The organism is Actinomycetospora corticicola (assembly GCF_013409505.1).
GTDB classification, from domain to species: Bacteria; Actinomycetota; Actinomycetes; order Mycobacteriales; family Pseudonocardiaceae; genus Actinomycetospora; species Actinomycetospora corticicola.
Genome location: NZ_JACCBN010000001.1, coordinates 5,267,927 through 5,293,772, shown reverse-complemented (window position 1 = coordinate 5,293,772; position 25,846 = coordinate 5,267,927). Strand labels below are relative to the sequence as shown.

The 25,846-nt window shown below is 73.5% G+C and carries 24 protein-coding genes; 9 read left to right on the top strand and 15 right to left on the bottom strand.

The features are described 5' to 3' along the window. Positions 1-55 precede the first annotated feature (55 nt). A complete protein-coding gene (locus tag BJ983_RS25760; protein ID WP_179796422.1) occupies positions 56-1,075 on the bottom strand; it encodes an NADP-dependent oxidoreductase in 1,020 nt (339 codons plus the stop codon). Positions 1,076-1,304: 229 nt separating this feature from the next. Between BJ983_RS25760 and BJ983_RS25755 the strand changes: the two genes are divergently transcribed. Beyond that, positions 1,305-3,833, top strand: coding sequence for an ATP-dependent Clp protease ATP-binding subunit (locus tag BJ983_RS25755; RefSeq protein ID WP_179796421.1), 2,529 nt, complete (start codon positions 1,305-1,307; stop codon positions 3,831-3,833). Between the two features lie 116 nt (positions 3,834-3,949). Continuing rightward, positions 3,950-4,285 (top strand): DUF1918 domain-containing protein, encoded by a 336-nt coding sequence (locus BJ983_RS25750; protein ID WP_179796420.1) that lies wholly within the window; start codon positions 3,950-3,952, stop codon positions 4,283-4,285. 252 nt (positions 4,286-4,537) lie between these two features. Here the strand turns inward: BJ983_RS25750 and BJ983_RS25745 are convergent, their stop codons facing one another. Next, the gene (locus BJ983_RS25745) at positions 4,538-6,187 is read right to left on the bottom strand and encodes an N-acetylmuramoyl-L-alanine amidase (RefSeq protein WP_179796419.1); all 1,650 of its coding nucleotides are present in this window, start codon (positions 6,185-6,187) and stop codon (positions 4,538-4,540) included. A 143-nt stretch (positions 6,188-6,330) separates the two neighbouring features. Here BJ983_RS25745 and BJ983_RS25740 point away from each other — a divergent pair, with 143 nt between their 5' ends. Next, positions 6,331-6,624, top strand: coding sequence for a hypothetical protein (locus BJ983_RS25740; protein ID WP_179796418.1), 294 nt, complete (start codon positions 6,331-6,333; stop codon positions 6,622-6,624). Here the strand turns inward: BJ983_RS25740 and BJ983_RS25735 are convergent. The 3 genes from BJ983_RS25735 to BJ983_RS25725 are packed head-to-tail and all read right to left on the bottom strand — an operon-like array spanning position 6,621 to position 10,274. Beyond that, positions 6,621-8,126, bottom strand: coding sequence for a sensor histidine kinase (locus tag BJ983_RS25735; RefSeq protein ID WP_218890477.1), 1,506 nt, complete (start codon positions 8,124-8,126; stop codon positions 6,621-6,623). The two genes, BJ983_RS25740 and BJ983_RS25735, sit on opposite strands and share 4 nt — an antisense overlap. 14 nt (positions 8,127-8,140) lie before the next feature. After that, entirely contained in the window at positions 8,141-8,872 is a 732-nt protein-coding gene (locus BJ983_RS25730; protein ID WP_179796417.1) for a response regulator transcription factor, read from the bottom strand. Positions 8,873-8,924: 52 nt separating this feature from the next. Beyond that, entirely contained in the window at positions 8,925-10,274 is a 1,350-nt protein-coding gene (locus BJ983_RS25725; RefSeq protein WP_179796416.1) for a cytochrome P450, read from the bottom strand. Positions 10,275-10,349: 75 nt separating this feature from the next. Here BJ983_RS25725 and BJ983_RS25720 point away from each other — a divergent pair, with 75 nt between their 5' ends. Both BJ983_RS25720 and BJ983_RS25715 read left to right on the top strand, forming a co-directional pair. Continuing rightward, positions 10,350-10,964 carry a TetR family transcriptional regulator gene (locus BJ983_RS25720; protein ID WP_179796415.1) on the top strand — a complete coding sequence of 205 codons (615 nt, stop codon included), beginning with the start codon at positions 10,350-10,352 and terminating at the stop codon, positions 10,962-10,964. Between the two features lie 28 nt (positions 10,965-10,992). Further along, positions 10,993-11,274 carry a YiaA/YiaB family inner membrane protein gene (locus tag BJ983_RS25715; RefSeq protein WP_179796414.1) on the top strand — a complete coding sequence of 94 codons (282 nt, stop codon included), beginning with the start codon at positions 10,993-10,995 and terminating at the stop codon, positions 11,272-11,274. A gap of 61 nt (positions 11,275-11,335) precedes the next feature. Here the strand turns inward: BJ983_RS25715 and BJ983_RS25710 are convergent, their stop codons facing one another. Continuing rightward, complete coding sequence (locus BJ983_RS25710) at positions 11,336-11,569, bottom strand: hypothetical protein (protein WP_179796413.1); 234 nt, start codon at positions 11,567-11,569, stop codon at positions 11,336-11,338. A 72-nt stretch (positions 11,570-11,641) separates the two neighbouring features. On the opposite strand from BJ983_RS25710, the gene BJ983_RS25705 reads away from it, so the two are divergent. Then, positions 11,642-12,544 (top strand): LysR family transcriptional regulator, encoded by a 903-nt coding sequence (locus tag BJ983_RS25705; protein ID WP_179796412.1) that lies wholly within the window; start codon positions 11,642-11,644, stop codon positions 12,542-12,544. Between the two features lies 1 nt (position 12,545). Here the strand turns inward: BJ983_RS25705 and meaB are convergent, their stop codons facing one another. The 3 genes from meaB to BJ983_RS25690 are packed head-to-tail and all read right to left on the bottom strand — an operon-like array spanning position 12,546 to position 14,187. Further along, the gene (gene meaB / locus BJ983_RS25700) at positions 12,546-13,517 is read right to left on the bottom strand and encodes a methylmalonyl Co-A mutase-associated GTPase MeaB (RefSeq protein WP_179796411.1); all 972 of its coding nucleotides are present in this window, start codon (positions 13,515-13,517) and stop codon (positions 12,546-12,548) included. Between the two features lie 11 nt (positions 13,518-13,528). After that, a complete protein-coding gene (locus BJ983_RS25695) occupies positions 13,529-13,930 on the bottom strand; it encodes a PIN domain-containing protein (RefSeq protein WP_179796410.1) in 402 nt (133 codons plus the stop codon). Continuing rightward, a complete protein-coding gene (locus BJ983_RS25690; protein ID WP_179796409.1) occupies positions 13,927-14,187 on the bottom strand; it encodes a type II toxin-antitoxin system Phd/YefM family antitoxin in 261 nt (86 codons plus the stop codon). Before BJ983_RS25690 ends, BJ983_RS25695 begins: the two co-directional genes overlap by 4 nt. Positions 14,188-14,321: 134 nt before the next feature. Between BJ983_RS25690 and BJ983_RS25685 the strand changes: the two genes are divergently transcribed. Together BJ983_RS25685 and BJ983_RS25680 are read left to right on the top strand one after the other, a co-directional pair. Continuing rightward, positions 14,322-17,561 carry an SNF2-related protein gene (locus tag BJ983_RS25685; RefSeq protein WP_179796408.1) on the top strand — a complete coding sequence of 1,080 codons (3,240 nt, stop codon included), beginning with the start codon at positions 14,322-14,324 and terminating at the stop codon, positions 17,559-17,561. Then, complete coding sequence (locus tag BJ983_RS25680; protein ID WP_179796407.1) at positions 17,558-18,010, top strand: YrhA family protein; 453 nt, start codon at positions 17,558-17,560, stop codon at positions 18,008-18,010. The genes BJ983_RS25685 and BJ983_RS25680 overlap by 4 nt, the downstream gene beginning before the upstream one ends. Positions 18,011-18,217: 207 nt before the next feature. Here the strand turns inward: BJ983_RS25680 and scpA are convergent, their stop codons facing one another. The 5 genes from scpA to BJ983_RS25655 form a co-directional block, all read right to left on the bottom strand. Further along, on the bottom strand, positions 18,218-20,422 hold the full coding sequence (gene scpA, locus BJ983_RS25675; protein WP_179796406.1) for a methylmalonyl-CoA mutase: 2,205 nt from the start codon (positions 20,420-20,422) through the stop codon (positions 18,218-18,220). Positions 20,423-20,425: 3 nt separating this feature from the next. Beyond that, positions 20,426-22,315 (bottom strand): methylmalonyl-CoA mutase family protein, encoded by a 1,890-nt coding sequence (locus BJ983_RS25670; protein WP_179796405.1) that lies wholly within the window; start codon positions 22,313-22,315, stop codon positions 20,426-20,428. Between the two features lie 131 nt (positions 22,316-22,446). Further along, complete coding sequence (locus BJ983_RS25665) at positions 22,447-23,508, bottom strand: 3-deoxy-7-phosphoheptulonate synthase (RefSeq protein WP_179796404.1); 1,062 nt, start codon at positions 23,506-23,508, stop codon at positions 22,447-22,449. A gap of 153 nt (positions 23,509-23,661) precedes the next feature. Further along, on the bottom strand, positions 23,662-23,988 hold the full coding sequence (locus BJ983_RS25660; RefSeq protein ID WP_179796403.1) for a barstar family protein: 327 nt from the start codon (positions 23,986-23,988) through the stop codon (positions 23,662-23,664). Then, positions 23,985-24,410, bottom strand: coding sequence for a guanyl-specific ribonuclease (locus BJ983_RS25655; RefSeq protein WP_246325649.1), 426 nt, complete (start codon positions 24,408-24,410; stop codon positions 23,985-23,987). Before BJ983_RS25655 ends, BJ983_RS25660 begins: the two co-directional genes overlap by 4 nt. 179 nt (positions 24,411-24,589) lie before the next feature. On the opposite strand from BJ983_RS25655, the gene BJ983_RS25650 reads away from it, so the two are divergent. Further along, positions 24,590-25,540: an acyl-CoA desaturase gene (locus BJ983_RS25650; RefSeq protein ID WP_179796402.1), complete on the top strand. Its 951-nt coding sequence runs from the start codon at positions 24,590-24,592 to the stop codon at positions 25,538-25,540. On the opposite strand, the gene BJ983_RS25645 is transcribed toward BJ983_RS25650, so the two are convergent. Beyond that, on the bottom strand, positions 25,537-25,764 hold the full coding sequence (locus tag BJ983_RS25645) for a hypothetical protein (RefSeq protein ID WP_179796401.1): 228 nt from the start codon (positions 25,762-25,764) through the stop codon (positions 25,537-25,539). The genes BJ983_RS25650 and BJ983_RS25645 overlap by 4 nt on opposite strands. Between the last annotated feature and the right edge of the window lie 82 nt (positions 25,765-25,846).

Genomic DNA, 25,846 nt, shown 5'->3' with positions numbered 1-25,846 from the left:
GTCAGCGACGCGCGTGGACCGCCGGTGAACGCCCGTCGTCGGGATGACGAACAGATCAGCTGATCTTGACCAGTGCCTTACCCGTGTTCTCCCCGCGCAGGAGCCCGAGGAACGCGTCGACGGCGTGGTCGATCCCGTCGGTGACGGTCTCGGCGAAGCGCACGCGCCCGTCGGCGACCCAGGGGGTGACCTCCTCGAGGAAGGCGGGGAAGCGGTCGAGCGAGTCCGACACGATGAAGCCCTGGATCCGCAGCCGCTTCTTCACGATCTGGAAGAGGTTGTCCGGCCCGGGCGTCGCGTCGCCGTCGGTGTCGTTGTAGTGCGCGATCGCGCCGCACGCGGCGACGCGGGCGTAGTCGTTGGCCACGGCGACGGCGGCCTCGAGGTGGTCGGCACCCACGTTGTCGAAGTACACGTCGATGCCGTCCGGGGCCGCCTTCGCGAGCTGCTCGCGGACCGGGGCGTCCTTGTAGTTGAACGCCACGTCGTACCCGAGCTCGCTCGTCAGCCACGACACCTTCTCCGCGGAGCCGGCGCTGCCGATCACCCGCGATGCGCCCTTCTGCTTCGCGATCTGCCCGACGAGGCTGCCCACGGCCCCCGCGGCGCCGGAGACGAAGACGGCGTCGCCGGACCGGAACGCGGCGTGGTCGAGCAGGCCGACCCACGCCGTCAGACCCGGGGCGCCCAGCACCCCGAGGTAGGCCTTCGCGTCGACACCCTCGACGTCCGGGACCTTCTGCAGGTGCTTCGCCTTCGAGATGCCGTGGTCGCGCCAGGCGAGGTTGCCGAGGACGAGGTCCCCGACGGCGAGGTCGGTGACGTCGGGCCCGACGGCGGTGACCTCACCGACCGAGCGGCCGTCCATCGCCCGATCGAGCTGGAACGGGGGCACGTAGCTCGGCACGTCGTTCATCCGGCCCCGCATGTAGGGGTCGACCGAGAAGTAGCGGTTGGCGACCTCGACCTCGCCCGCGGCGGGCGCGGGGAGCTCGCGCTCGACCAGCGCGAAGTCGTCGTGCGTGGGGAAGCCCTGCGGGCGGCGGGCCAGGTGGACCTCGTGTGCGGTGGTCATGTCCCGACGGTTACCCCTCATCCCCGGCGTGTGTCATCCGGGGCGATCGGGAACACCCGGACACGGGCAGAGGGTTGAGCCGAGCCAGCTCAGGCCCGTCGCCTCCGACGGCGTCGGACATGAGTCGGACCGACTCAGGAATGAATCCGCGGGCGCCGTTGCTGACGACCACGACAGCCGCCGCAGACCACCGGTCGCAGGCGGCAGGACCCCTCTTGGAGAGGTACGCATGACCAGCGCATTCGGTCCCGGCGGCCCCGGGTCCGGCCAGTTCGACGACTTCCTGGCGCGATTCCTCGGCGGCTCGCCGCGGGGCGCCCAGCGCATCGACATCACCGCCCTGATGACCGAGCAGGCCCGCAGCCTCGTCGGCACCGCCGCGGCCCGTGCCGCCGAGCGGGGCAACGCCGACCTCGACGCGTGGCACCTGCTGATCGCCGGCCTCGAGGTCGCGCCGCTGCGCTCCCTCATCGCCGGGACGGGCGCCGACACCGACGAGCTCGCCCGGTTCGCCGACGCCCAGCTCCCGCGCGGCGAGGCGACCGACCAGGCGCCCTCGCTGACGCCCACGGCGAAGCGCACGCTGCTCGACGCCCACCAGATCTCGCGGGCGCTCGGGTCCAGCTACATCGGCCCGGAGCACATCGTGCTCGCCCTCGCGGCGAACCCCGACTCCCCGGCGGGCAAGGCCATGCAGTCCCGCGGGGTCGACCCGCAGTCGCTGCAGCGCAGCGCCTCCACCGGCGGGCGCCCCGCCCCGGGCGGCAACGCCGGGCAGGGCGACTCCGACACGCCCACGATCGACCAGTTCGGCGTCGACCTCACCGCGAAGGCGCGGGCCGGCGAGCTGGACCCGGTCATCGGGCGCGAGGACGAGGTCGACCAGACCCTCGAGGTCCTCTCCCGACGCACCAAGAACAACCCGGTGCTGATCGGCGAGGCGGGCGTCGGCAAGACGGCCGTCGTCGAGGGCATCGCCCAGCGCATCGTCGCGGGCGACGTCCCCGAGCAGCTCGAGGGCAAGCGGATCGTCCAGCTCGACCTCACCGGCATGGTGGCGGGCACCCGCTACCGCGGTGACTTCGAGGAGCGGATGACCAAGCTGGTCGCCGAGATCCGCGAGCACTCCGACTCGCTCATCGTCTTCATCGACGAGCTGCACACCATGGTCGGGGCCGGAGGCTCCGGCGAGGGTGGCGGCATGGACGCCGGCAACATCCTCAAGCCGGCGCTGGCCCGCGGCGAGCTGCACATCGTCGGCGCCACCACGCTCGACGAGTACCGCACCTCCATCGAGAAGGACGCCGCCCTCGAGCGGCGCTTCCAGCCGGTGCTGGTGCCGGAGCCGAGCGTCGCGGACACCGTCGCGATCCTGCACGGCCTGCGCGACCGCTACGAGGCGCACCACCAGGTCCGCTTCACCGACGAGGCGCTGACGGCGGCCGCCGAGCTGTCCGAGCGCTACGTCACCGACCGGTTCCTGCCCGACAAGGCCATCGACCTCGTCGACCAGGCCGGCGCGCGGAAGCGGCTGCGGTCCAAGGGCCCGCACACCGACACCCGTGAGCTGGAGCGTCGGCTCGAGTCGCTGCAGCGCGACAAGGACCAGGCCGTCGCGGACGAGGACTACGAGCGCGCCGGCGCGTTGCGCGACGAGGTCGCCGCGGCCAGCGCCGCGCTGGAGGACGCGCGCCACGAGCGCACCTCCGGGCAGGGTGGCGTGCTCACCGTCGGCGTCGAGGACATCGCCGAGGTGGTCTCCCGCTCGACCGGCATCCCGGTCGCGCAGCTGACCGAGACCGAGCGGTCGCGGCTGCTCGGGCTGGAGGCCCAGCTCCACGAGCGGGTCGTCGGCCAGGACGACGCGGTCCGCGCCGTCGCCGAGGCGGTCCGCCGCTCGCGCGCCGGCCTGGGCGACCCCGACCGGCCGATCGGCAGCTTCCTGTTCCTCGGCCCCACCGGCGTCGGCAAGACCGAGCTGGCGAAGGCCCTGGCCGCGACGATGTTCGGCGACGAGGACCGCATGGTCCGCGTCGACATGAGCGAGTACTCCGAGCGGCACACCGTGTCGCGCCTGGTGGGCCCGCCCCCCGGGTACGTCGGCTACGGCGAGGCCGGGCAGCTGACGGAGGAGATCCGTCGTCGGCCGTACTCGGTCGTGCTGCTCGACGAGATGGAGAAGGCCCACCCCGACGTCTTCAACACGCTGCTGCAGGTGCTCGACGACGGGCGGCTGACCGACTCGCAGGGCCGGACGGTCGACTTCCGCAACACGGTGCTGATCATGACCAGCAACGTGGGCTCGGAGCTCATCACCACCAACACGCAGGCCCTGGGCTTCGCGCCGTCGAGCGCGAACCCGGACCAGTCCCTGCAGGAGCGGCTTATGCCGCGGCTGCGGGAGTCGTTCCGGCCGGAGTTCCTCAACCGGATCGACGAGGTGATCGTCTTCAAGCGGCTCGACCAGGCCCAGCTGCGGACCATCACCGACCTGCTGCTCACCGAGACGCGGGAGCGGCTGGAGGCGCTCGACATCACCGTCGAGTTCTCCACCGCGGCGGTCGACCTGCTCTCCGAGCACGGGTTCCAGCCCGAGTTCGGGGCCCGGCCGTTGCGTCGCACGATCCAGCGCGAGGTCGGCAACCGGCTCTCGTCGATGCTGCTCGGCGACGAGCTCTCGGCGGGTGACCGGGTGCGGGTCGACGTGGCCGACGGCGAGCTGACGTTCGTCGTGGACCAGCCGTCGCTCGCAGGCTGATCACTGACGACGGGGCCCTCCGATCATCGATCGGAGGGCCCCGTCGTGCGTTCTGTGATCTTCGGCGACGCGCGGGGTATTCCTCCCACGAACCACCTCGGGGAAGGAAGTGCGCGATGAGCGCGAACGTCGGTGACCGGATCACCCTGCACGCCAATTCCGTCGACGCCCCCGATCGCACCGGCACGATCGTCGGGGTCCTCGGCACCGACGGGCCGCCCTACCGGGTGCGCTACGACAACGGCGACGAGACCATCCTGACGCCGGGTCCCGACGCGACCATCGAGCCGCCGTCGGTCCGGGAGCGGCTCGACCAGGCCACGGAGAAGGCGACCGAGAAGGCAGGAGAGCTCGCCGGCGAGGCCCGGGCGACCGCCGAAGACGTCACCGGTCGCGCGGCGCGCACCGTCGCCGACGCCGCGTCGAAGATCGCGGAGCGCTTCCAGCGCTGAACCGCGCGCCGTCCGTTCCGAGCGAAGGGCCCCCTCGGTCGATCTGGTCGACCGAGGGGGCCCTTCGCTCGTTCCCGACGGCAGGTCGGGCGGCCGGCCCGCGAGACTCACGTGGGGCAGGTCCCGGGGCGCCCGGGCCTGCCTGACGTACACCTCGCGGTACGGGCCGTGGGTCCGCGGCCCGCGAGACCCACATGGGGCAGGTCCCGGGGCGCACGAACATGCTTGAGGTGCACCTCGCGGAGCGGGCGCTCACACCCGCCGCGCCGCCGTGGCCCCGTTCGCGAGGAACAGCGAGCCGCGCTCGAAGTCCTGGCGCACCCCGCCGCTCACGGCGTACTGGTCCGAGCGCGGGTAGCCGTAGGTCGAGCGCTCGTAGCCGGCCGACGCCCAGGCGGACAGGATCGCCCCGCGCAACGGCCAGGCCCCGGTCTGCGGCGTCCAGTAGACGAACCCGGTGACGAACTGGTTGTAGCGGCCGCGCCCGTCCGGGGTCGTCCGCTCGTCGGTCCGCGGCAGTCCGATCGACGAGGCCGCGGCACCGAACGCGTCGTAGCGCCGGTTGATCTCGCCGATCACCGACCACGCTCCCGTCCCGGAGGACCAGTAGACCGCCCCGTTCGCCCCGGAGAAGCGGGTGACCCGCGCGTTCGCGGCCGTCGCGCTCTCCACCACCGACGGCTCGCCGAGCAGGCCGCGCATCGCCAGCCACTTGGTGCGGATCGGGTTGGTGGCGAGGTCCCCGACGAGCGCGGCCGTGCGGTCCCGGATCGTCCCCATCGAGCGGATGCCGGTGTTGCCCGGGCACTCGGTCGCCCCGACGTCGCGGTGGGCGAACACCGTCGGCAGGGTCACTGCCCGGCCCTTCGCGTACTTGGACGTGCCGCCCCCGGTGCTCGTGAGCGTCACCGTGGCGCGCGGGTCGCGGTAGAGCCCGCCGAGCTTGTAGGCCGCGAGCTTCGCCGTCGCCTCGAGCTGGGCGGCGGCCGGGGCGACCGAGGTGAAGTCGCCCATCATCCCGATCCCGAAGGTCTCCCGGTTGAAGCCGCCGGCGTGCGCCGCGATGACCGCGCGGTCCAGGCCGCCCTTCCGGCCCTCGAACACCGTGCCGAAGCGGTCGACGAGCACGTTGTAGCCGATGTCGCCCCAGCCCAGCGTCTTCGCGTGGTAGGCGTAGATCCCGCGCACGATGGCGGCGGACTCGGCGGCGGTGTAGGCGTTCGTGCCCGCCGTGTGGTGGATCGTCACCGCCCGCACCGTCGGCGTGTACTCCGGCGGCCAGGTCATCAGCTTCTCGTCCGCGCCCCACTGGGCGCGGGTGACCACCGACGGCCGGCCCGGGCTGCTGGTCGACGCCGCCATCGCGCGGGCGTCGTTGCCCGTCGTCGCCGGGTCGATCGACGTCAGCGCCATGCGCTGGGTCGCCGGGGCCCCGTCGTCCACGGCCCGCACCTGGACCTCGCGGCTGTCGGCGACCCACACCGGCTCGCTGCTCGCGACCGGCGCGGAGCGGCCGTCCCGCTCGGTGTCGACCGGATCGACCCGCGTCCAGGCGCCGAAGGCGCCGTTCGCGAGGCGGCTGCGCAGCTCGATCACGTCCGGCGTCGGGCCCGTCCAGCTCACCGCGACCAGCTTCAGCGGGTCGGGGCTGGTGGCCTGCCGGGCGTTCACCGCGTCGGGCGAGGGAGCGGGAGCGCCGAGCGCCTCGCGCTCGACCTTCGGGTCCACCGCCCGCGTGGGCGGCAGGGGCGCGACCGGCGGCGGGTCCCCCGCCGTCCCGACGACGGGTGCGGCCGGTACCGGGGCCGCGGCGGCCTCGGCACTCACCGGGCCCGCCACCACCCCCACGACGACCAGTGCCCCGAGCACCCGGAACCGACCCCACCCGCGCTGCGACCGCATGGTCCTCCCCCGTCACGACTGTCCGGTTCAGTCGCTGCAGCACCCCGGTCGTTACGCGATCCGCACGAAGGTGCGACGGGCTCTTCGACCCGTCGCTCGAACGGCCCATCCGACCTGTTCCACTCGTGACCTAGGGTCACCACATGGACGAAGACCTCAGCCTCCGCCACCACGTCCGCAGCCAGTACGGCCGCGCGGTGTCGGTCGGCGACATCCTGTCGTTCCTCGACTACCGGGTGAACGAGCTGTACGCCGCCGTGCTCGATCCCGAACGGCACGGCTCCCGGGTGCCGGGCTCGCCGGTGCGGATGTCGGGCCTGGACGCGGTCCTCAACACCGAGGCGAACGCCTGGCGCGCGGTGACCGAGCTGGGGCAGCGCCTGGACCGCGTCGAGGGCAAGCTCGACCAGCTGCTCGCCCGCCTCCCCCAGGCCTAACGCAGCGCCAGGTCCGCCCGCACCGGGGCCGCCGGGAGCACGACCGTCGTCCGCGTGTCGCCGGGCACGCTGGTCACTTCGACGGTGCCCCCGTGCTCGGTCACCACCGCCGCGACGATGGACAGCCCGAGGCCGGTCGAGCCGGTCGTCCGGGCCCGGGCGAGGTCACCGCGGGCGAAGCGCTCGAGCACGTGCGGCAGCAGGTCGGATGCGATCCCGGGCCCGTCGTCGCGCACCACGAGCCGGACCGAGCCGCCGGTGCGTTCCAGCTCCACGACGACGTTCGTGCCCCCGGGCGTGTGCGTCCGCGCGTTGGCGAGCAGGTTCGCCACCACCTGGTGCAGCCGCTCGGAGTCGCCCACGACCATGACGTCGCCGGCGTCCTCGTCGTCGGGCAGATCCAGCGCCCACCGGTGCTCCGGGGAGGCGGCGTGCGCGTCGCTGACGGCGTCGACGACGACCCGGGCCAGGTCGACGGGCTCCCGGGCGAGGGGCCGCCCGGCGTCGAGCCGGGCGAGGAGCAGCAGGTCCTCGACGAGCAGCGTCATGCGCTCGGTCTGCGAGCCGACGCGCTCCAGCATCGCCCCGACCTCGTCGGGCAGCTCGTGGGTCCGCCGTCGGGCGAGCTCGGAGTAGCCCCGGATCGCGGCGAGCGGGGTGCGGAGTTCGTGGGAGGCGTCGGCCACGAACTGCCGGACCCGGGTCTCGGACTCCTGACGCGCCGCGAGCGAGCGGGCGACGTGGTCCAACATCCGGTTGAGGGCCGCGCCGACCTGCCCCACCTCGGTGCGGGGATCGGCGTCGGCCGCGGGGACACGGTCCTCGAGCTCCACCTCGCCGCGTCCCAGCGGCAGCTCGGAGACGCGACGCGCGGTGGCCGAGACCCGGTGCAGGGGGCGCAGGGTGGCACGCGTGGCGAAGGCGGCGACGACCCCGGCGACGAGCACCCCACCCCCGAAGATGATCGTCTCGTAGACCGCGAGACTCCCCACCGTCGCGTCCATGCGGTTCGTGGAGATCCCGAAGTAGACCACCGATCCGTCGCCGGCCTCGCGGGCCGACAGCCGATAGGACGAGGCCAGGCCCGGCAGGTCGATCGTCTCCACCCGCGGCCGGTCGGACGGGTCGCCGGGGTCGTCGCCGGTGGGCGCCACGGCGAGCACCGGCGCCACGTCCGTCAGCGCGATCGACTGGTCGGAGGACCGGAAGCCTCCGAGGGCGGTGGCCGAGACCACCCGGCCGTCGACGCTGCGGACCTCGATACGGCTGGTGGCGGAGTCACCCCCACCGAAGCCACCACCGGCGTCCGGGGGCGGCGGGCGTCGGCCGTCGGCCCCGTCGGGCGGATTCGCGACGAAGCCGAGCGTGCGGGTGACCTCCTGGTCGAGCTGCTGGGTCAGGTAGTGCCGCAGGGACAGCGCGGCGCCGACACCGACCACCGCGCAGACGACGAACAGGAGCACCATCGTCGTCAGGACGATCCGCGCCTGGAGGGACCGCATGACCCGCAACGCTGTCACCCCGCGGGCTTGAGGACGTACCCGGCCCCACGCACGGTGTGGATCATGGGCGTCCGACCGGCGTCGATCTTCTTGCGCAGGTAGGAGATGTAGAGCTCGACGATGTTCGACTGGCCGCCGAAGTCGTAGTTCCACACCCGGTCGAGGATCTGGGCCTTGGACAGCACGCGACGCGGGTTGCGCATGAGGAAGCGCAGCAGCTCGAACTCGGTGGCGGTCAGGTCGATCTGGTCGCCGCCGCGGAACACCTCGTGCGAGTCCTCGTCGAGGGTGAGGTCCCCGACGACGAGCCCCGCGTCACCGCGGACGGCCGTCGCGACGGCGGCCCGGCGCAGCAGCCCGCGCAGCCGGGCCACGACCTCCTCGAGGCTGAACGGCTTGGTCACGTAGTCGTCGCCGCCCGCGGTGATGCCGGCGACCCGGTCCTCCACGGCGTCCCGGGCGGTGAGGAACAGGACCGGCACGTCGGGGTTGTCGGCCCGCAGCCGGCGCAGCACCTCGAACCCGTCGATGTCCGGGAGCATGACGTCGAGGACCACGACGTCGGGCCGGAACTCCCGGCCCGACGTCACCGCGGCGAGGCCGTCCCCGGCGCTGCGCACGTCCCAGCCCTCGTAGCGCAGCGCCATGGAGAGCAGGTCGGCGAGCGTCGGCTCGTCGTCGACGACGAGCGCACGGACCGGGCTGCCGTCGGGCCGCCGGAGCTCGGCGCGCACTGCTGCGTTCATGGTGCCCAGACTGACACCGTCCGGTTCACCCGAGCTGGGTGAACCCTGTGCGTCAGCTGTGCGGCAGCGCCACGGGCAGACGTTGCCAGCCGCGCAGGATGAACGTCGGGCGCCGGACCGCCCCGCCGGCCGGGGCGAGGTCGGGGAAGCGGGTGAACAGCCCGCGCAGGGCCACCTCCCCCTCCATCCGGGCCAGCGCCGCCCCGAGGCAGTAGTGGATGCCGCTGGAGAACGCGACGTGGTCCTTCGCGTTGGCCCGGCCCACGTCGAAGCGCTCCGGGTCGGGGAAGACCACGGGGTCGCGGTTCGCCGCGCCGAGCACGGTCACGACGATCTCGCCCTGCCGGATCGGCACGCCCTCGATCTCGACGTCCCGGCGGGCGATGCGGGCGGTGCGCTGGACCGGGGAGTCGTGGCGCAGCACCTCGTCGACCGCGTTGGACCACAGGTCGGGCTGCTCGGCGAGCAGGGCGCGCTGGTCCGGGTGCTCGAAGAGCAGCCGGGCCCCGTTGGAGATGAGGTTGACCGTCGTCTCGAAGCCCGCGGCGAGGATCAGCATCGAGGTGGCGACCAGCTCCTGCTCGGTCAGACCCGACCCGTCGTCGTCGGAGACCCCGACCAACCGCGAGAGCAGGTCGTCCCCCGGGTTCGACCGCAGCCCGCGGAGGTGCTCGCGCAGCCAGCCGTCGAACGCGGCGAGCGAGCGCTCGACCGTCGCGAAGCGTGCCCACGGGAGCCCGAAGTCCAGGGCCGCGGCCGCGCCGTCACCCCACTCCAGCAGCTCCGCCCGCATCTCCGGCGGCACGCCGAGCATCTCCGCGATGACCGTCAGCGGCACCTGCGCCGAGAAGCGGGACACGAGGTCGACCGGGCCGCGCGCCAGGTCGCGCTCGAGCCCCTCGAGCAGGTCGGCGGTGATCTCCTCGGTGCGCGCACGCAGGGCGGCGACGGCCTTCGCGGTGAAGGCCCGGGTGACCAGGCGCCGGCAGCGGGCGTGGTCGGGCGGGTCCACCGCGAGCATCGAGGGCGCGTCGTCGACGCTCGCGTACCGGCGCGGGCCGATGAGCCGCATCCCGGCGCGGACCGGGGCAGGGAAGACCTGGTCGCGGTCGGCGACCCCGAAGTCGTCGCTGCGCAGCACCGCGGTCGTGATGTCGTGGTGCGCGGTGATCCGGCCCATCGGCCCCTGCGCGAACGGGCGGTGCCGCCGCAGCTCGCGGTAGTGCTCCCACGGCTCGGCCTGCAGGGCGGGATCGCGCAGCAGCCGGGCGTCCGGGTTGCCCGCCCGAGCCCGCGCGGCGAGCGCCTGCCGGAGCAGCCCGTGGGTGAGGCCCCACCGCACCGCGAGGGCGGGGGTGGACGGCACCCCCGAGCGGGCACCGTCGACCAGGAACGCGACCATACCGACCACCTCTCACCGACCCGTCGTCGGGAACATACTCGGGGTATGTGACCGACCCCGACTATGGTCGGCGGCGTGGCCGAGGTCAAGAGTCGTCGCGGGGAGTACACCGAGGCGACGCGCCGTGCCCTGCTGGACGCGGCCGCGCGCCTGTTCACCGAGCGCGGGTTCGCGCGGACGTCGCTCGACGACGTCGCGACCGACGCCCGGGTGACCAAGGGCGCGATCTACCACCACTTCGCGAGCAAGACCGGGCTGTTCGAGGTGCTCTTCGACGAGGTCGAGGAGAAGGAGAACGACCGGGCGCGGGCCGCGTTCGTCGCGGAGCCCGACCCGGCGCTCGGCGTGCTCGCCGCCCTGGACCAGTTCCTGCTCGCCTGCTCGGAGCCGGTGTACGGCGCCCTCGTGTTCCGCGAGGCCCCGCTCGCCCTCGGCTGGGACGCGTGGCGGCGCTGCGAGGAGAAGTACTCCTACGCGCTGCTCTCGGACATGCTCACCGCACTCGCCGACGCCGGCCGCATCCCGCCGCACGTCGGCGAGGCGCTGCCCAGCATCGCGTTCGGCATGCTCGGCGCGGCCGGCCAGCTCCTCATCCGGAGCCCCGCGGAGGACCGGGAGCGCGTCCGTGCGGAATGCCGGCTGCCCTTCGTGGCCCTGTTGGCGGGTCTGAGTAGCACCACGGATTCCTGACGTCGGGTCGCGCGGCACGGTCGTGGCCATGGCTACCGCTCCGGCTCGTCCCGTCACCGCCGCCTTCGCCGCGCAGGCCGCGCTCTCCTTCGGCGCCTCGCTGGTCGCCCTCGGCGTGGGGCTGGTCTACCTCCCCGTCGACGGCTGGGTGCGCGGCTTCCTCGCCGTCGGCCTGCTCTGGTGCGTGACCTCGGCGTTCACGCTCGCCAAGGTCGTCCGCGACCGCCAGGAGGAGGGCACGATCATCGGTCGCGTCGACCAGGCCCGGCTGGACAAGCTGCTCGCCGAGCACGATCCGTTCGCGGGCTGACCCGCTCTCCCGTGGCAGCGAAGCGTCGTCACTGTCATCCAGCGGCAGGAACGCCGCTTCCTCAGCCATGCGGCCGGGGCGACGGGCGACCGGCCGCCCGCCGGCACCAGCCGCCGCGGGTGGTCGACATCCGCCGCTTCCGCGACGGCATGAACTCGCCGTGCAGGACGATCTCCCCGTCCTCGAACGCCCAGTGGAGGTACTGCTCCTCCCACGGGCGCTCCAGGAGGCTCAGCCGCTCCGACATCTCCTTCTGCTCCGCCCAGAACCGGGCGAGTCCGCTCCACCGCTTCACACGAACCATGCTCCGGGCCCGCCGTCATGATGAAAAGCGACGAGACCGGGGCCCGGGCTTAAGCTGAGCTTCATGCTCGACCCACGGCGCCTGCTCACCCTGCGCGCGGTGGTGCGGGCGGGCTCGATGACGTCGGCCGCCGCCGAGCTCGGGTACACGCCGTCCGCCGTGTCGCAGCAGGTCGCGGCGCTGGAGCGGGAGACGGGGACCCCGCTGCTCGTGCGCCACGCCCGCGGGGTGCTCCCCACCGAGGCCGGGGCGTTGCTCGTCGAGCACGCCGAGGTGGTCGCCGGACGCCTCGCACGGGCCGCGGAGGAGGTGGGCGACCTCACCGCGCTCCGGGCGGGACGGCTGCGCCTCGCCTCGTTCGCGAGCGCCGGGGCCCGGCTCCTGCCGGGGGCCATCGGGGCGTTCCGGCGCCGCCACCCGGCGGTGCGGCTCTCGCTGGAGCTGGCCGAGCCGGACGAGTGCCCCGACCGGCTGCGCGACGGGGACCTCGACCTCGCCATCACCTTCGGCTACGTGCCGGGACCGGCGCCGGACACCGACGGGCTCACCGCCACGTTCCTGTTCGACGACGCCGTGAACGTCGCCCTCCCGGCCGGTCACCCGGCGCTCGAGGACACGCTCGTCGCGTCCGACGAGATCGACGTCTCGACGCTGCGGGACGCCGCCTGGATCCGCGACGCCGGGAGCCTGTGCCGCGAGCAGCTCGTCGACATGTGCGCGACGGCGGGCTACGTCCCGAACATCGCCTTCGACTCGGACGACTTCCCGATGGTCAGCGGGCTCGTGGAGTCCGGTGTCGGGGTCGCGCTCGTCCCCGACCTCGCCGTGCACCAGATGGGGCGTCGGGTCGTGCTGCGCCGGCTGCGACCGCGCGTGGTGCGGCGCATCGAGGCGCTGACGCTGCCCAACCCGGCGCCTGCCACCGCCGCCATGCTCGACGTGCTCCGGTCACGTCGGGCGGCCTGACTCAGGACCCGAACGCCTCGAGGATCCGGTCGGCCGCGAGGGCCGGGGTGAGCTCGCCGTCGAGGACCTCGCGCTCCAGCTCGGAACGCAACTCCTTGACCTGCGGGTGGTCCTTGAGCCGGCCCAACAGGCGCTCGCGGACCATCTGCCACGTCCAGTCGACCTGCTGGCGGGCACGCTTCGCGGCGAACTCGCCGCGCTCGTCGAGGAACTCCTGGTGGGAGACCAGCGCCGACCAGACGTCGTCGAGACCCGTCCGCTCCTGCGCGGAACAGGTCAGGACCGGCACCGACCACGGGTCGCGCTCGCCGCGCAGCATCTTCAGGGCCGACTCCAGCTCGCGGGCGGCGCGCTTCGCGCCGCGGGCGTGCGGGCCGTCGGCCTTGTTCACCGCGATGACGTCGGCGATCTCGAGGATGCCGCGCTTGATGCCCTGCAGCGAGTCCCCGGTGCGGGCGAGGGTGAGGAAGAGGAACGAGTCGACCATCTCGGCGACCGCGGTCTCGGACTGGCCGACGCCGACGGTCTCGACGATGACGACGTCGTAGCCCGCTGCCTCCATCACCACCATCGTCTCGCGGGTGGCCTTCGCGACCCCGCCCAGCGTCCCCGCCGTCGGCGAGGGCCGGATGAAGGCGTCGTCGTCGGTGGCGAGGGCGTCCATGCGCGTCTTGTCCCCGAGGATCGACCCGCCGGAGCGGGTGGAGCTGGGGTCGACGGCGAGGACGGCGACCTTGCTGCCGGCCGCGGTCAGCTGCGATCCCAGCGCCCCGATGAACGTCGACTTCCCGACGCCGGGTACGCCCGAGATCCCGATGCGCCTCGCCCCTCCCGCCTGCGGCAGGAGCTCGACCAGCAGTTCCTGCGCGGCGTCGCGGTGGTCGGCGCGGGTCGACTCGACGAGCGTGATCGCCCGTCCGATCCACAGCCGGGAGCCCGAACGGACGCCCTCGACGTACTTCTCCAGGTCCACGGGGTCCCTTCCTAGACCTTGACGACGACGAGCCCGCGGACGCCGTCGAGGGCGTCGAAGTCGTCGTCCTGGGTCACGATCGGCAGGCGGTGCGCGACGGCGCTGGCGGCGATCCAGAGATCGTTCACGTTCACCCGACGCCGGCGTTCGGCCAGGTGCACCCGCAGACGCGCCCACTCGGAGGCGACGTACTCCGTCACGTCGAGGACCTCGGTCAGCGCGTACCTGTCCAAGGTGGTCAGACGCCGTGCCCGGGACTCCGAGTCCGGGGCCGCCAGCACTCCGGCATGCAGTTCGGCGAGGGTCACCACCGACAACACCGGATCGTCGGGAAGACCCGACTCGTCGATCGACCGCCCCGTCTCGGAGGCGATGAGGACACTGGTGTCGAGGACGGCTCGTCCGGTGGTCACCGGATGGGACCCAGGTCGTCGGTCGTCTCCCCGGCGAGTTCCCGCAGGTCGTCGCGGAGGCCGGGGTCCGCCTGGGCGTGGCGCACCGCGTCGATCAGCTCGGCGCGGGACATGCCCGTACGACGGCGCCGCGGAACCGGCACCAGCTGCGCCACCGGCCGACCGTTCGACGTGATGGTCAGCGACTCCCCCGCCTCGACCCGACGGAGCACGCCCGCCGTGTCGTTGCGGAGCTCTCGCGATGCGATCTCGGTCATGACGGCCTCCTGGTGTCGCAGCCTGTAGCGAAGTGTAGCCCTCTCCGCCTGGGACGGTGCGCGGACGAGACTGTCGGACCCCCGCTCTACCGTCGTCGCAGGAGATCGAGAGGGGGCCTCACATGGTGGAACGTGTGACGGTCGAGGGGCTGGACGCCGACGAGCTGGCCGAGGTGCTCGGCCCGGTGGTGTCGGAGCGAGGACGGCGGTACGCGCGGGACGGGGCCGTCCTGTACGCGGAGTGGCACGCCGGCACGCTGCAGCTGCGGGGGGTGGTCCGGGGCGGCGAGGGGCAGGTCTACTCGACGATCGTGCGCTTCGACGGCGGCCTGCGGCTCGTCGACGGCGAGTGTTCCTGCCCGGTGGGGGCGATGTGCAAGCACGTGGCCGCGATGGCGTTCCACGCGGTGCCGGCCCTCCCGGCCGCACCGAGCACGCCGGACTGGGAGCTCGCGCTCGACGCCCTGCTCGGGTCCGGCCCCGTGACACGCGCGGCCACGGGCACGCTGGCGATCGAGGTGACACCGGACGGCGTGGGCGGGCTCATGGCGCGGCTGATGCGTCCGGGGGCCCGGGGCTGGGTGTACGGCGGGCTGCAGTGGAACCGGATGCTGCAGGGCGCGGCCGAGGCCGAGCACCGGCCGGAGCAGCTCGCGGTCGTGCGCGAGCTCTACCTCCTCCACCACGTGGCGCAGGCCGGCTCCGGGTTCTCGCCCTACCGCTACTACGGCTACGGCGCCGACGAGAAGGTCATCGACCTCGCGGAGATCGCGAGTCCGCGCCTGTGGCCCCTGCTCGACGCGGCCGCCGAGGCCGACCTGGCGATCCTGCCGTCCCGCCACCGGCTCGGCCCGGTCACGCGGCGCGGGTCCGCGTCGCTGCAGCTCGACGTCACCGGCGGTCCCGACGACGGGGCTCTGGCGATCCGGCCCGTGCTGCGGTTCGACGGCGAGCCGGACGACGACGCCCGGCCCGTCGCGTTCCTCGGCGGGGACGTCGCGCACGGCGTCGTCACCGTCTCCGCGGCCGAGAACCTGGCGCCGGCCTCGTGCCGCCTCGCACTCGCCCGCCTCGACTCGCCGGTGAGCCGGGCCGTCTGGCAGGCCGCGCTCGACGGCACCGACATCGCCGTCCCGGCCGACGCGGTCGCCCGGTTCCGGTCCCGCTACGCGTCCCGGCTGGCCGAGGTCCGGGGCGTCACGTCGTCCGACGGCGCGTTCACGCCGCCGCGGATCGGCCCGCCGGTGCTCGTCCTGCGGGCCACGTTCGCGGCCGAGCACGCCGTGTCCCTGACCTGGGAGTGGTCGTACGACGTCGGCGGCTCCGACGTCCGGGCCGCGCTCGACCGGCCCGCTCCGGGCGAGGAGTTCCGCGACGTCCCGGCCGAGCGGGCGATGCTGGACCGCCTGGCCGACCTGCCCGTCGACTGGCGACGGTTCCGGGTCCGCCCCATCGACGGCCCGGGGCCGCACCGGCTCATCAAGCTCCTCACGGCCGCGTTCGTCACCGAGGTGCTGCCGGTCCTCGAGGACACCCCGGGGCTGCGGGTCGAGCGGTCCGGCGAACCGGCCCGCTACCGCGAGGTCGGCGACGAGCTGACCATCGACGTGTCGACCACGGAGTCCGACGAGGGCAACGACTGGTTCGACCTCGGGATCACCATCAGCGCCGAGGGCCAGGAGGTCCCGTTCAGCGACGTGTTCGCGGCCCTCGCGAAGGGCCGCTCCCACCTCCTGCTGCCCGACGGCGCCTACTTCTCCCTGGAGAAGCCCGAGCTGGTCGCCCTGCGCGCGCTGATCGACGAGGCGCGCGCGATGCAGGAACGTCCCGCCGGGCCGATCCGCCTCAGCCGCTACCAGGCGGGCTGGTGGGAGGAGCTGGCCGCGCTCGGCATCGTCGCCCGGGAGGCCGACGCGTGGCGCGAGCAGGTCGGCGGGCTCCTCGCCGCGGGCGCCCTCGATCCCGCGCCGGTGCCGTCCGACCTACGGGCCGACCTGCGCCCCTACCAGCGCGCCGGCTTCGAGTGGCTCGCGTTCCTGTGGCGGCACCGCCTGGGCGGCGTGCTCGCCGACGACATGGGGCTCGGGAAGACCGTGCAGGCGCTCGCCCTGCTCGCGCACGCCCGGGAGGTCGACCCGCACACGGGCCCGGTGCTCATCGTCGCGCCGACCAGCGTCGTGCCGAACTGGACCGCCGAGGCCGCCCGGTTCACGCCCGGTCTGCGGGTCGTGGCGCTCACCGACACGTTGCGCCGGCGGGGGCAGGACCTGGAGACCGTCGTGGCGGGCGCCGACGTCGTCGTCACCTCGTACACGCTGTTCCGGCTCGACGCGGAGGCGCACGAGCGGATCGGATGGTCGACTCTGCTCTTCGACGAGGCGCAGTTCCTCAAGAACCGGCGCTCGAAGGTCTACCTCTGCGCCCGCAAGGTCGGGGCGCCCGTCAAGATCGCGATCACGGGCACGCCGATGGAGAACGACCTGATGGAGCTGTGGTCGCTGCTCTCGATCACCGCGCCCGGGCTCTTCCCGAACTCCGAGCAGTTCCGGGAGACGTTCGCCAAGCCCATCGAGAAGGGTGACGCGGAGCTGCTCGCGCGGTTGCGCCGCCGCATCCGCCCCCTGGTGCTGCGGCGCACGAAGGAACAGGTCGCGCCCGACCTCCCGCCGAAGCAGGAACAGGTCCTGCCCGTGGAGCTCGCCCCGGCCCACCAGCGGCTCTACCAGCGGATCCTGCAACGCGAACGGGCCCGGATCCTGCAGCTGCTCGACGACGTTGACGACAACCGCATCGCGATCCTCGCGTCGATCACGAAGCTGCGGCAGCTGAGCCTGCACCCCGCCCTGGTCGGGGAGGACGGTGCCGGCGGTTCGGCGAAGATCGACCTGCTCGTCGAGCAGCTCGCCGACGTCATCGGGGGCGGGCACCGTGCGCTGGTGTTCAGCCAGTTCACCGGGTTCCTGACCCACGTGCGGGAGGCCCTGGAGGCGGCGGGCATCCCGTACGCCTACCTCGACGGCACCACCCGCGACCGGGCATCGGCGATCGCCGGGTTCACCGACGGCGACGCCCCGGTGTTCCTGATCAGTCTCAAGGCCGGCGGGTTCGGCCTGAACCTGACCCAGGCCGACTACTGCTTCCTGCTCGACCCGTGGTGGAACCCCGCCACCGAGGCCCAGGCGATCGACCGCACGCACCGCATCGGGCAGGACCGCACGGTGATGGTCTACCGGCTCATCAGCCGGGACACGATCGAGGAGAAGGTCCGGGCGCTCGCGCAGCGGAAGGCCGAACTCACCGCCGGGGTCCTCGACGACGGCGCGGCGTTCGCCGCCGGGCTCAGTGCCGACGACATCCGGGCGCTCGTGTCGTGACCCCCGACGAGGCCGTCGCGCGGGTGATCGCCGCGCAACGGTCCGCCGGCGAGACGGTGCAGCCGGGTGCCGACGCCGACCGGATCGCCACGGCGCGGGCCGCCCTGCGCGCGGAGTTCGGCGCCGAGCTGCCCGAGGCGTGCGCGGCGCTCCTGCGTCGGTGCGACGGCCTCGACCACGACGGGCTCGTGCTCTACGGCAGCGCTCCGACCCGAGCCGCACCGGGCCCGGGCGGGTTCTGGCAGGGCCTCGTGGAGATGAACCGGCTCTGGCGCGAAGCACCGGGGCGCGACGACGTCCTCGTGCTCGGCGAGACCGATCTGGACCTGGTCGTCGTGGCCCTCGACGGCGGGTCGCCCGCGTTGCGCGACAAGGTCGGCGGGGACGTCGTCGAGACGTTCCCGGACGTCGGGTCGGCCCTCGTCCGGTTGTTCTCGGCCAGCACCTGACCGGCCGGGTCGCGTCGCCCCGCGAGCTGCTCTCGGCCCGCACCCCACAGGCCGGGTCGCGTCGCCCCGCGAGAGCCACATCAGGCAGGTCCCGACGCCGCGGGACCTGCCTGATGTACGTCTCGGCACGAAGGGCGCGCCCGCCCCGCCGTGAGGGGAAGATCCGAGCGCTCTTGTGGCACGAGGGTTCCCCTCACGCGGAAGGGGTCAGGACGCGGAGTGGCCCAACTTGGTCGACAACTGACCCAGCAGCTCCTGCGCCGCCTCCGCGATCACGGTGCCCGGACCGAAGATCGCGGCCGCGCCCCCGGCGTAGAGCTCGTCGTAGTCGCCCGGCGGGATGACCCCGCCGGCCACGATGAGGATCTCCTCCGCGCCCAGCTCGGCCAGCGCGTCGCGCAGCGCCGGCACCAGCGTGAGGTGCCCGGCGGCGAGCGACGACACCCCGACGACATGCACGTCGGCCTCGACGGCCTGGCGCGCGACCTCCTCGGGGGTCTGGAACAGCGGGCCCACGTCGACGTCGAAGCCGAGGTCGGCGAACGCGGTGGCGATGACCTTCTGGCCGCGGTCGTGACCGTCCTGGCCCATCTTGGCGACCAGGATGCGCGGCCGACGACCCTCGGCCTCCTCGAACGCCGTGGCCGCGGACCGGGCCTGCTCGACCGCCGAGTTCTCGCCCACCTCGTCACGGTAGACCCCGGAGATCGTCCGGACGTCCGAGCGGTGCCGGCCGTAGACCTTCTCCAGCGCGTCGGAGATCTCGCCCACCGAGGCGTGCACGCGGGCCGCGTCGATCGCGAGCTTGAGCAGGTTGCCGTCGAGGTCGGAGCCGCGCTTGCCCTCGGCGGCCTCGGAGGCCGCGTTCGTCAGCGCGTTCAGCGCCGACTCCACAGCCGCACCGTCGCGCTCGGACCGCAGGTCGGCGAGTCGCGCGACCTGCTGGCGCAGCACGTCGGCGTTGTCGACCTTGAGCACCTCGACGTCCTCGCCGCCGAGCAGCGGGTACTTGTTCACCCCGACCAGCGCCTGGCGGCCGGAGTCGATGCGCGCCTGGGTGCGGGCGGCCGCCTCCTCGATGCGCATCTTCGGGAGGCCCTCGTCGATGGCCTTCGCCATCCCGCCGGTGTTCTCGACCTCCTCGATGTGCGCCCATGCCCGGCCCGCGAGCTCGCGGGTGAGGCGCTCGACGTAGGCCGAGCCGCCCCACGGGTCCACGGTCCGCGTCGTCCCCGACTCCTGCTGGAGCAGCAGCTGGGTGTTGCGGGCGATCCGGGCGGAGAAGTCGGTGGGCAGCGCCAGTGCCTCGTCGAGGGCGTTGGTGTGCAGCGACTGCGTGTGGCCCTGCGTGGCCGCCATCGCCTCGATGCAGGTGCGGACGACGTTGTTGTAGACGTCCTGCGCCGTCAGCGACCAGCCCGAGGTCTGCGAGTGGGTCCGCAGCGACAGCGACTTGTCGTTCTTCGCGCCGAAGCCCTTCACGAGCTTGGCCCAGAGCAGGCGCGCGGCCCGCATCTTGGCGATCTCCATGAAGTAGTTCATGCCGATGCCCCAGAAGAACGACAGGCGCGGCGCGAACCTGTCGACGTCGAGCCCGGCGTCCCGCCCGGCCCGCAGGTACTCCACGCCGTCGGCGAGGGTGTACGCGAGCTCCAGGTCGGCCGAGGCCCCGGCCTCCTGGATGTGGTAGCCGGAGATGGAGATCGAGTTGAACTTCGGCATCTTCTGCGAGGTGAACGCGAAGATGTCCGAGATGATCTGCATCGACGGCTCGGGCGGGTAGATGTAGGTGTTGCGGACCATGAACTCCTTGAGGATGTCGTTCTGGATGGTCCCGGCGAGCTGCTCGGGCGCGACGCCCTGCTCCTCGGCCGCGGCCACGTAGAGCGCCATCACGGGGAGCACGGCCCCGTTCATGGTCATCGACACCGACATCCGGTCCAGCGGGATGCCGTCGAAGAGCTGCCGCATGTCGAGGATCGAGTCGATCGACACGCCCGCCATGCCGACGTCGCCGGACACCCGAGGGTTGTCCGAGTCGTACCCGCGGTGGGTCGGCAGGTCGAAGGCGACCGACAGCCCCTTCTGTCCCGCCGCGAGGTTGCGCCGGTAGAAGGCGTTCGACTCCTTCGCGGTGGAGAACCCGGCGTACTGGCGCACCGTCCACGGCTGCGTCCGGTACATCGTCGGGTAGGGCCCGCGCAGGAACGGCGGGAGCCCGGGGAGGGTCTCCAGGAAGTCGAGGCCCTCGGTGTCGGCGGCGGTGTAGAGCGGCTTGACGCCGATGCCCTCGGGGGTCTCCCAGAGCAGGTCGTCGGCGTCCTTGCCGGTCGCCTCCTGCAGGGCGGCGGTCCAGTCGCCCTCGCCGGAGGGCGTGCCGAGCTCGACGTCGGCGAACGATCCGATGCTCATGGTTCAGGCTCCCAGCTCGTCGAGCAGGTCGGTCAGCAGCGCCGCGGCGTCACACCCGGTGTAGAGGTACCCGGTGAGGGCGTCGTCCGACAGCGTCTTCGGCGACCCGGCCAGCACGATCCGGGTCGCGCCGGCGTCGGCCAGCGCCCGGGCCAGCGGCGCCGCGTGCTCGGCGTAGACCTTGTCCGACGACGCGATCACGGCCACGGACGTCCCGGCCGAGCGGAACGCGGACACGATCTCGTCGAGGTCGGTGCCCCCGGGGCCCTCGGTGATGTCGATGCCGCCGGCGTGCAGCAGGTTCGTCGCGAACGACAGCCGCGCGGTGTACTGCGCGAGCGCGCCGACGGTGGCCAGGAAGGCGGTCGGGCGCTCGGAGGCGGCGTCGGCCCGGTCGCGCAGGTCCTCGAAGACCTGCGCGTAGCGCCGCCGCGGCAGACCGCCCTGCGCGTCCCCCGTTCCCGACAGAGCAACCGAGTACGCCGATAGGGGGTGCTCCCGGGTCGGCAGGGTCTCGTGCAGGTTCGGGAACTCGCTGACCCCGGTGATCGGGTCCGTGCGGTGCGCGATCCGGTCGGCGCGCGCGGTCCAGGTCTCCTCGAGGGCCGAGGCGAGCGACCCGTCGTCGAGAACGCTCTCGATGCCCCCGTCGCGCTCGATGCCGGTGAAGACGTCCCACGCGGCGTGGGCGAGGGCGTCGGTGAGCGACTCGACGTACCAGGAGCCGCCCGCCGGGTCGATGACGTGCGCGAGGTGGGACTCCTCGAGCAGCAGCGCCTGGGTGTTGCGGGCGACGCGGCGGGAGAAGTCGTCGGGCAGGCCGAGGACCGAGTCGAACGGCAGGACGGTGACGGCGTCCGCGCCGCCGAGGCCGGCCCCGACCGCGGCGACCGTGGTGCGCAGGATGTTCACCCACGGGTCGCGGCCGGTGAGCATCGCCGGGGAGGTCACGGCGTGGGTGCGCAGCGCGCGGGCCGACTCCGAGGCCCCCGCGACCGAGCCGATCCGGTCCCAGCAGCGGCGGGCGGCGCGCAGCTTGGCGAGCGTGGCGAACTGGTCGGCCGTCGCGGCGAGCCGGAACTCGACGCGGGCGAAGGCGTCGTCGACCGACAGCCCGGCGTCGTTCAGCAGGCGCACCGCGTGGACGCCGGCGGCCAGGGTGGCGCCGAGCTCCTGGCCGTCGGAACCGCCCGCCTCGTGATGGGGCAGGCCGTCGGCGACGACGGTGGCGAGGTGCGGGTGCTGCTCCGCGGCGGTCCGGGCGTGCTCGACCAGCTTCTCCCGGTACGCGTCGGTCAGCGGTTCCCCGCCACGGGTCCGGGCCAGCAGCGGGTCGTAGCCGAGCGAGCCGCCGAGCGCCGTCGTCACGCCGTTCTCGGCCGCCAGCCGCAGCAGGGTCGCGGCGGCGTCCGGGGTGTCGCGGCCGGCCTCGAGCGCGACCGGGGCGAGGTCGAGGAACACGCCCTCCAGGAGCCGCGGCAGCGCGTCGACGTCCGGCCCGCCGGCCTCCCCGAGCACCAGCCAGAGCGAGGAGACGCCGTTCTCCAGCTCGGCCATCACCACGTCGTGGGCCGACCCCAGGTCGGTGAGCGCGTGCCGCTGCCGTCGGTACCAGCCGTCGGCGACGTGCCCCTCGGGCCGCGACGCCCGCGTGAACGGCGGGAGTCCCGGCGCCCCGGTCGGGACACCGGGCGCGTCCTGCGCGGTGTAGAGCGCGGCGATCTCGAAGCCGTCGTCGGTGGCGGTCGCGATCGCCCGCTCGGCGTCGGCCGCGTCGACCTCGCGCCCCGACTTCGCGAGCACGCCCGCGACGAGTTCCCGCCACGCGTCCCGCGCCGGCGTCTCGAACTCGCCGGCGAGCACGAGCTCCTCGGGCGCCTCCGGTGCAGTCATGCGCGGGATCGTAGAACGGTCAGCCCGGACCGGTTCCACGTCGATGGCGCTTCCCACCCGGGCATGCGTCACGGAATCGGTGCAGAGCCCGGGCTCCGCCGTCAGCGGTGGCCCACGGTGCACGCCCGGCGTCAGCGGTGGGCCACCGCTGCGGCCGCGGCGAGCGTGTCCAACAGCTCCACCGTCGTCCCCCACCCGACGCAGCCGTCGGTCACGCTGCACCCGCGCACCATGTCCGGGCCGATTTCCTGGCGCCCCTCGACGAGGAAGCTCTCGATCATCACGCCGGCCACCGGCCCGCCCGCGGCGCGCTGCTCGGCCAGGTCCGCGACGACGGCGGGCTGACGCCGGTGGTCCTTGCCGGAGTTGCCGTGGCTCGCGTCGACCACCACCCGGCCCGCGTGGCCCTTCGCCGTCAGCGCGGTGCACGCCGCCGCGACGGACGCCGCGTCGTAGTTGGTGCCGGCGGAGCCGCCGCGCAGGATCAGGTGCGCGTCCGGGTTGCCGGTGGTGGTGATGAGGCCCGCGAGCCCCTCGGGCGTGACGCCCATGAACGCGTGCGGTGCGCCCGCCGCGCCGACCGCGTCGACGGCCACCCCGACGTCGCCGTCGGTGCCGTTCTTGATCCCGATCGGCATCGACAGGCCGCTCGCGAGCTGGCGGTGGACCTGGCTCGCCGCGGTCCGCGCCCCGATCGAGCCCCAGGAGACGAGGTCCGCGAGGTACTGCGGGGTGATCGGGTCGAGGAACTCGCAGCCCAGCGGCAGGCCCAGCTCCGCCAGGTCGAGCATCAGCGACCGGGCGGTCCGCAGACCGCGCGCGACGTCGAAGGAGCCGTCCAGCCCCGGGTCGTTGATCAGGCCCTTCCAGCCCACGGTCGAGCGTGGCTTCTCGAAGTAGGTGCGCATCACGACGTGGAGCCGGTCGGCGTGCCGCTCCGCCTCGGCGGCGAGCCGGGCGCCGTACTCGCGCGCGGCGTCGACGTCGTGGATCGAGCACGGGCCGACGACGACGAGGAGGCGGTCGTCCTCGCCGCGCAGGATCGCCTCGGCGCCCGCGCGGCCGCGGCGCACGGAGGCGGCGACGGCCTCGGACGCGGGCAGCTCGTGGCGCAGCAGGGCGGGCGACGGCAGCGGCGTCACCGCGGCCGTACGCGCGCCGTCGAGCGGCGCGGTCTCAAGCAGGGTGGTCATCGGGGTCTCCTGGGCTCTCGGAGGAGCCGGACCCGATCCGCCGTCGTCGACCGCGAGCCGGGAACGGCTCGCGGGACGGTCTCTAGCGCAGCGGTCTACCCGCCGACCCCTCCCGGGCCGAGCACGTAAACCGGTACCAGCGCTGCACGGAGGTCACCCTACACAGGTCAGGCGGAACGGGCGCTCGCCCTCGGTGCTGCTCGCCCCGTCGAGGATGTCCCGGATCGCGCGGTGGGTCGGCGGATCCGCGTCGCGCAGCGGGCCGTCGACCCAGACCAGTTCCACCGGCCCCACCGGCAGCCACGACAGGTCCCGCACGCTCTCCTCGAGGGCGTCGAGGTTGGGCGCGACGTACCCCGGGAAGTGCAGCGCGCGACCGATCGCCGCGAGCGTGGACAGCTTGTCGGCGGCCTCCGCGACGACGCCGACGGTGCGCGCCCGGTCCCGCGCACGGGTGGTGGCCGCGTGGAGGTCGGTCACTGGCTCACGTCCACGACGACGAAACTCCCGTAGTGATCACCCGTGTAGTAGTACTCGCCCTGCGCGCCCGTGACGATGCGTCGCGCGCCCCGGTCCGACGAGCCCGGCGTCGGGACCGTGTACTCGTGGTAGTAGCCGGAGGCCTCCGCCGGCAGGAGGCGCTCGCGGTTGCCGAAGACGATCCCGTCCCGGGACGACGGGTAGGGCCCGCCGCGGCGGATCAGCCGCACGGTGTCGCCGGCCTGCGTCGGGAGGCTCGACAACGCCCGGACCGGCAGCCCGGAGTCCGCTCCGGGCACGGCCGATGCGACCGAGGTCACGGTCCCGACGGCGGGTGCGACCGGCCCCGCGCAGGCGGCGGCAGGGAGCAGGCCGATCAGACCAGCCAGGGCCAGGACGACGAGCATCACGTGCGCTCTCATGCCCGGATGGTGACCTCGGTCGATGCCCGGGCGCGAGTCGGTGCGGTACAACGTCATGGACCGGTCACGCCGCGTTCGTCGCCTGAGCAGACAGGGACGGCGGGTGACACCTCGCGGCCGTCGGACCGCCCCGCCCACGACCCGCGACGGTCAGCTGTCGCCCGTACCGTGAGGAAACGATGACGACGACGCATGTCCATCGACGCCCGCTCGCCCCGCACGTGATGACCTACCTCGTCGTCACCGTGCCGTTCCTCGCCCTGCTCGCGGCGGTGCCGCTCGCCTGGGGCTGGGGCCTGTCCTGGCTCGACGTCGGCCTCGCCGTCGTGCTCTACGTGATCTCGATGCTCGGCGTGACGGTCGGGTTCCACCGGTACTTCACCCACGGCGCGTTCCGCTGCGGGCGCGGCCTGCGGATCGCCCTGGCGGTCGCGGGCTCGCTGTCGGTGCAGGGACCGGTGCTGCACTGGGTCGCCGACCACCGTCGCCACCACGCCTTCGCCGACAAGGAGGGCGACCCGCACTCCCCGTGGCGCTACGGCACCTCGCCGGCCGCGCTGGCCAAGGGCTTCTGGCACGCGCACATGGGCTGGATCCTCGAGCGGTCGCTCACCGACCAGCAGCGCTACTGCCCGGACCTGCTCGCCGATCCCGACGTGGCGCGGGTCAGCAGGGCGTTCGGCTGGATCACCGCGGCCTCGTTCATCGTCCCGGCCGTGATCGGCGGGCTGGCGACGTGGTCGCTCTGGGGGGCGTTCACCGCGTTCTTCTGGGCCGGCCTGGTGCGGGTGTGCCTGTCCCACCACGTCGCCTGGTCGACGAACTCGATCTGCCACATGGTCGGCGAGCGTCCGTGGAAGGCGCGCGACCGGTCGACCAACGTGTGGCCGCTGGCGCTGCTGTCGATGGGCGAGTCCTGGCACAACCTGCACCACGCCGACCCGACGTCGGCCCGGCACGGGGTCGGCCGCTTCGAGATCGACCTGTCCGCCGGGACGATCCGCGTCTTCGAGAAGCTCGGCTGGGCCTGGAACGTCCGCTGGCCGAAGCCGGAGCGGTTGGAGAAGCTGCGCGCGACCCCCGAGCCCGGCGGACGGCCGGCCGGGCAGACGAGCGGGCAGGGCGTCTAGGGCGCGTCCCGGAGGGTCAGCACCACCCGCATGACCCGCTCGACCGCGGCGGCGAACAGCGACCCGCGCAGTTCGCCGCGGTCGGCGAGGTTCTGGCCCGCCATGTCGAGCATCCGGTCCGGGCCGAGGCGCCGCACCAGCAGGGCGGCGATCTCCTCGAGCTCCAGGCCGGGGTGGTCCAGGCGGGTGAGGGCGAACGCGACGATCAGCTCCTCGTCGGTCACGGGCCACCTCCTCGCCCGCCGAGCGTAGTCCGCGACCGGTGCGCTGCGCGCTGGTGAGCACTCAGTGGGGTTATAGGCCCCC

What these genes read in the sequence shown, in the direction of transcription:
- BJ983_RS25760 (WP_179796422.1), bottom strand. Translation starts at nt 1,075, where the DNA reads ATGACCACCGCACACGAGGTCCACCTGGCCCGCCGCCCGCAGGGCTTC.
- BJ983_RS25755 (WP_179796421.1), top strand. Translation starts at nt 1,305, where the DNA reads ATGACCAGCGCATTCGGTCCCGGCGGCCCCGGGTCCGGCCAGTTCGAC.
- BJ983_RS25750 (WP_179796420.1), top strand. Translation starts at nt 3,950, where the DNA reads ATGAGCGCGAACGTCGGTGACCGGATCACCCTGCACGCCAATTCCGTC.
- BJ983_RS25745 (WP_179796419.1), bottom strand. Translation starts at nt 6,187, where the DNA reads ATGCGGTCGCAGCGCGGGTGGGGTCGGTTCCGGGTGCTCGGGGCACTG.
- BJ983_RS25740 (WP_179796418.1), top strand. Translation starts at nt 6,331, where the DNA reads ATGGACGAAGACCTCAGCCTCCGCCACCACGTCCGCAGCCAGTACGGC.
- BJ983_RS25735 (WP_218890477.1), bottom strand. Translation starts at nt 8,126, where the DNA reads ATGCGGTCCCTCCAGGCGCGGATCGTCCTGACGACGATGGTGCTCCTG.
- BJ983_RS25730 (WP_179796417.1), bottom strand. Translation starts at nt 8,872, where the DNA reads ATGAACGCAGCAGTGCGCGCCGAGCTCCGGCGGCCCGACGGCAGCCCG.
- BJ983_RS25725 (WP_179796416.1), bottom strand. Translation starts at nt 10,274, where the DNA reads ATGGTCGCGTTCCTGGTCGACGGTGCCCGCTCGGGGGTGCCGTCCACC.
- BJ983_RS25715 (WP_179796414.1), top strand. Translation starts at nt 10,993, where the DNA reads ATGGCTACCGCTCCGGCTCGTCCCGTCACCGCCGCCTTCGCCGCGCAG.
- BJ983_RS25705 (WP_179796412.1), top strand. Translation starts at nt 11,642, where the DNA reads ATGCTCGACCCACGGCGCCTGCTCACCCTGCGCGCGGTGGTGCGGGCG.
- BJ983_RS25690 (WP_179796409.1), bottom strand. Translation starts at nt 14,187, where the DNA reads ATGACCGAGATCGCATCGCGAGAGCTCCGCAACGACACGGCGGGCGTG.
- scpA (WP_179796406.1), bottom strand. Translation starts at nt 20,422, where the DNA reads ATGAGCATCGGATCGTTCGCCGACGTCGAGCTCGGCACGCCCTCCGGC.
- BJ983_RS25670 (WP_179796405.1), bottom strand. Translation starts at nt 22,315, where the DNA reads ATGACTGCACCGGAGGCGCCCGAGGAGCTCGTGCTCGCCGGCGAGTTC.
- BJ983_RS25665 (WP_179796404.1), bottom strand. Translation starts at nt 23,508, where the DNA reads ATGACCACCCTGCTTGAGACCGCGCCGCTCGACGGCGCGCGTACGGCC.
- BJ983_RS25655 (WP_246325649.1), bottom strand. Translation starts at nt 24,410, where the DNA reads ATGAGAGCGCACGTGATGCTCGTCGTCCTGGCCCTGGCTGGTCTGATC.
- BJ983_RS25650 (WP_179796402.1), top strand. Translation starts at nt 24,590, where the DNA reads ATGACGACGACGCATGTCCATCGACGCCCGCTCGCCCCGCACGTGATG.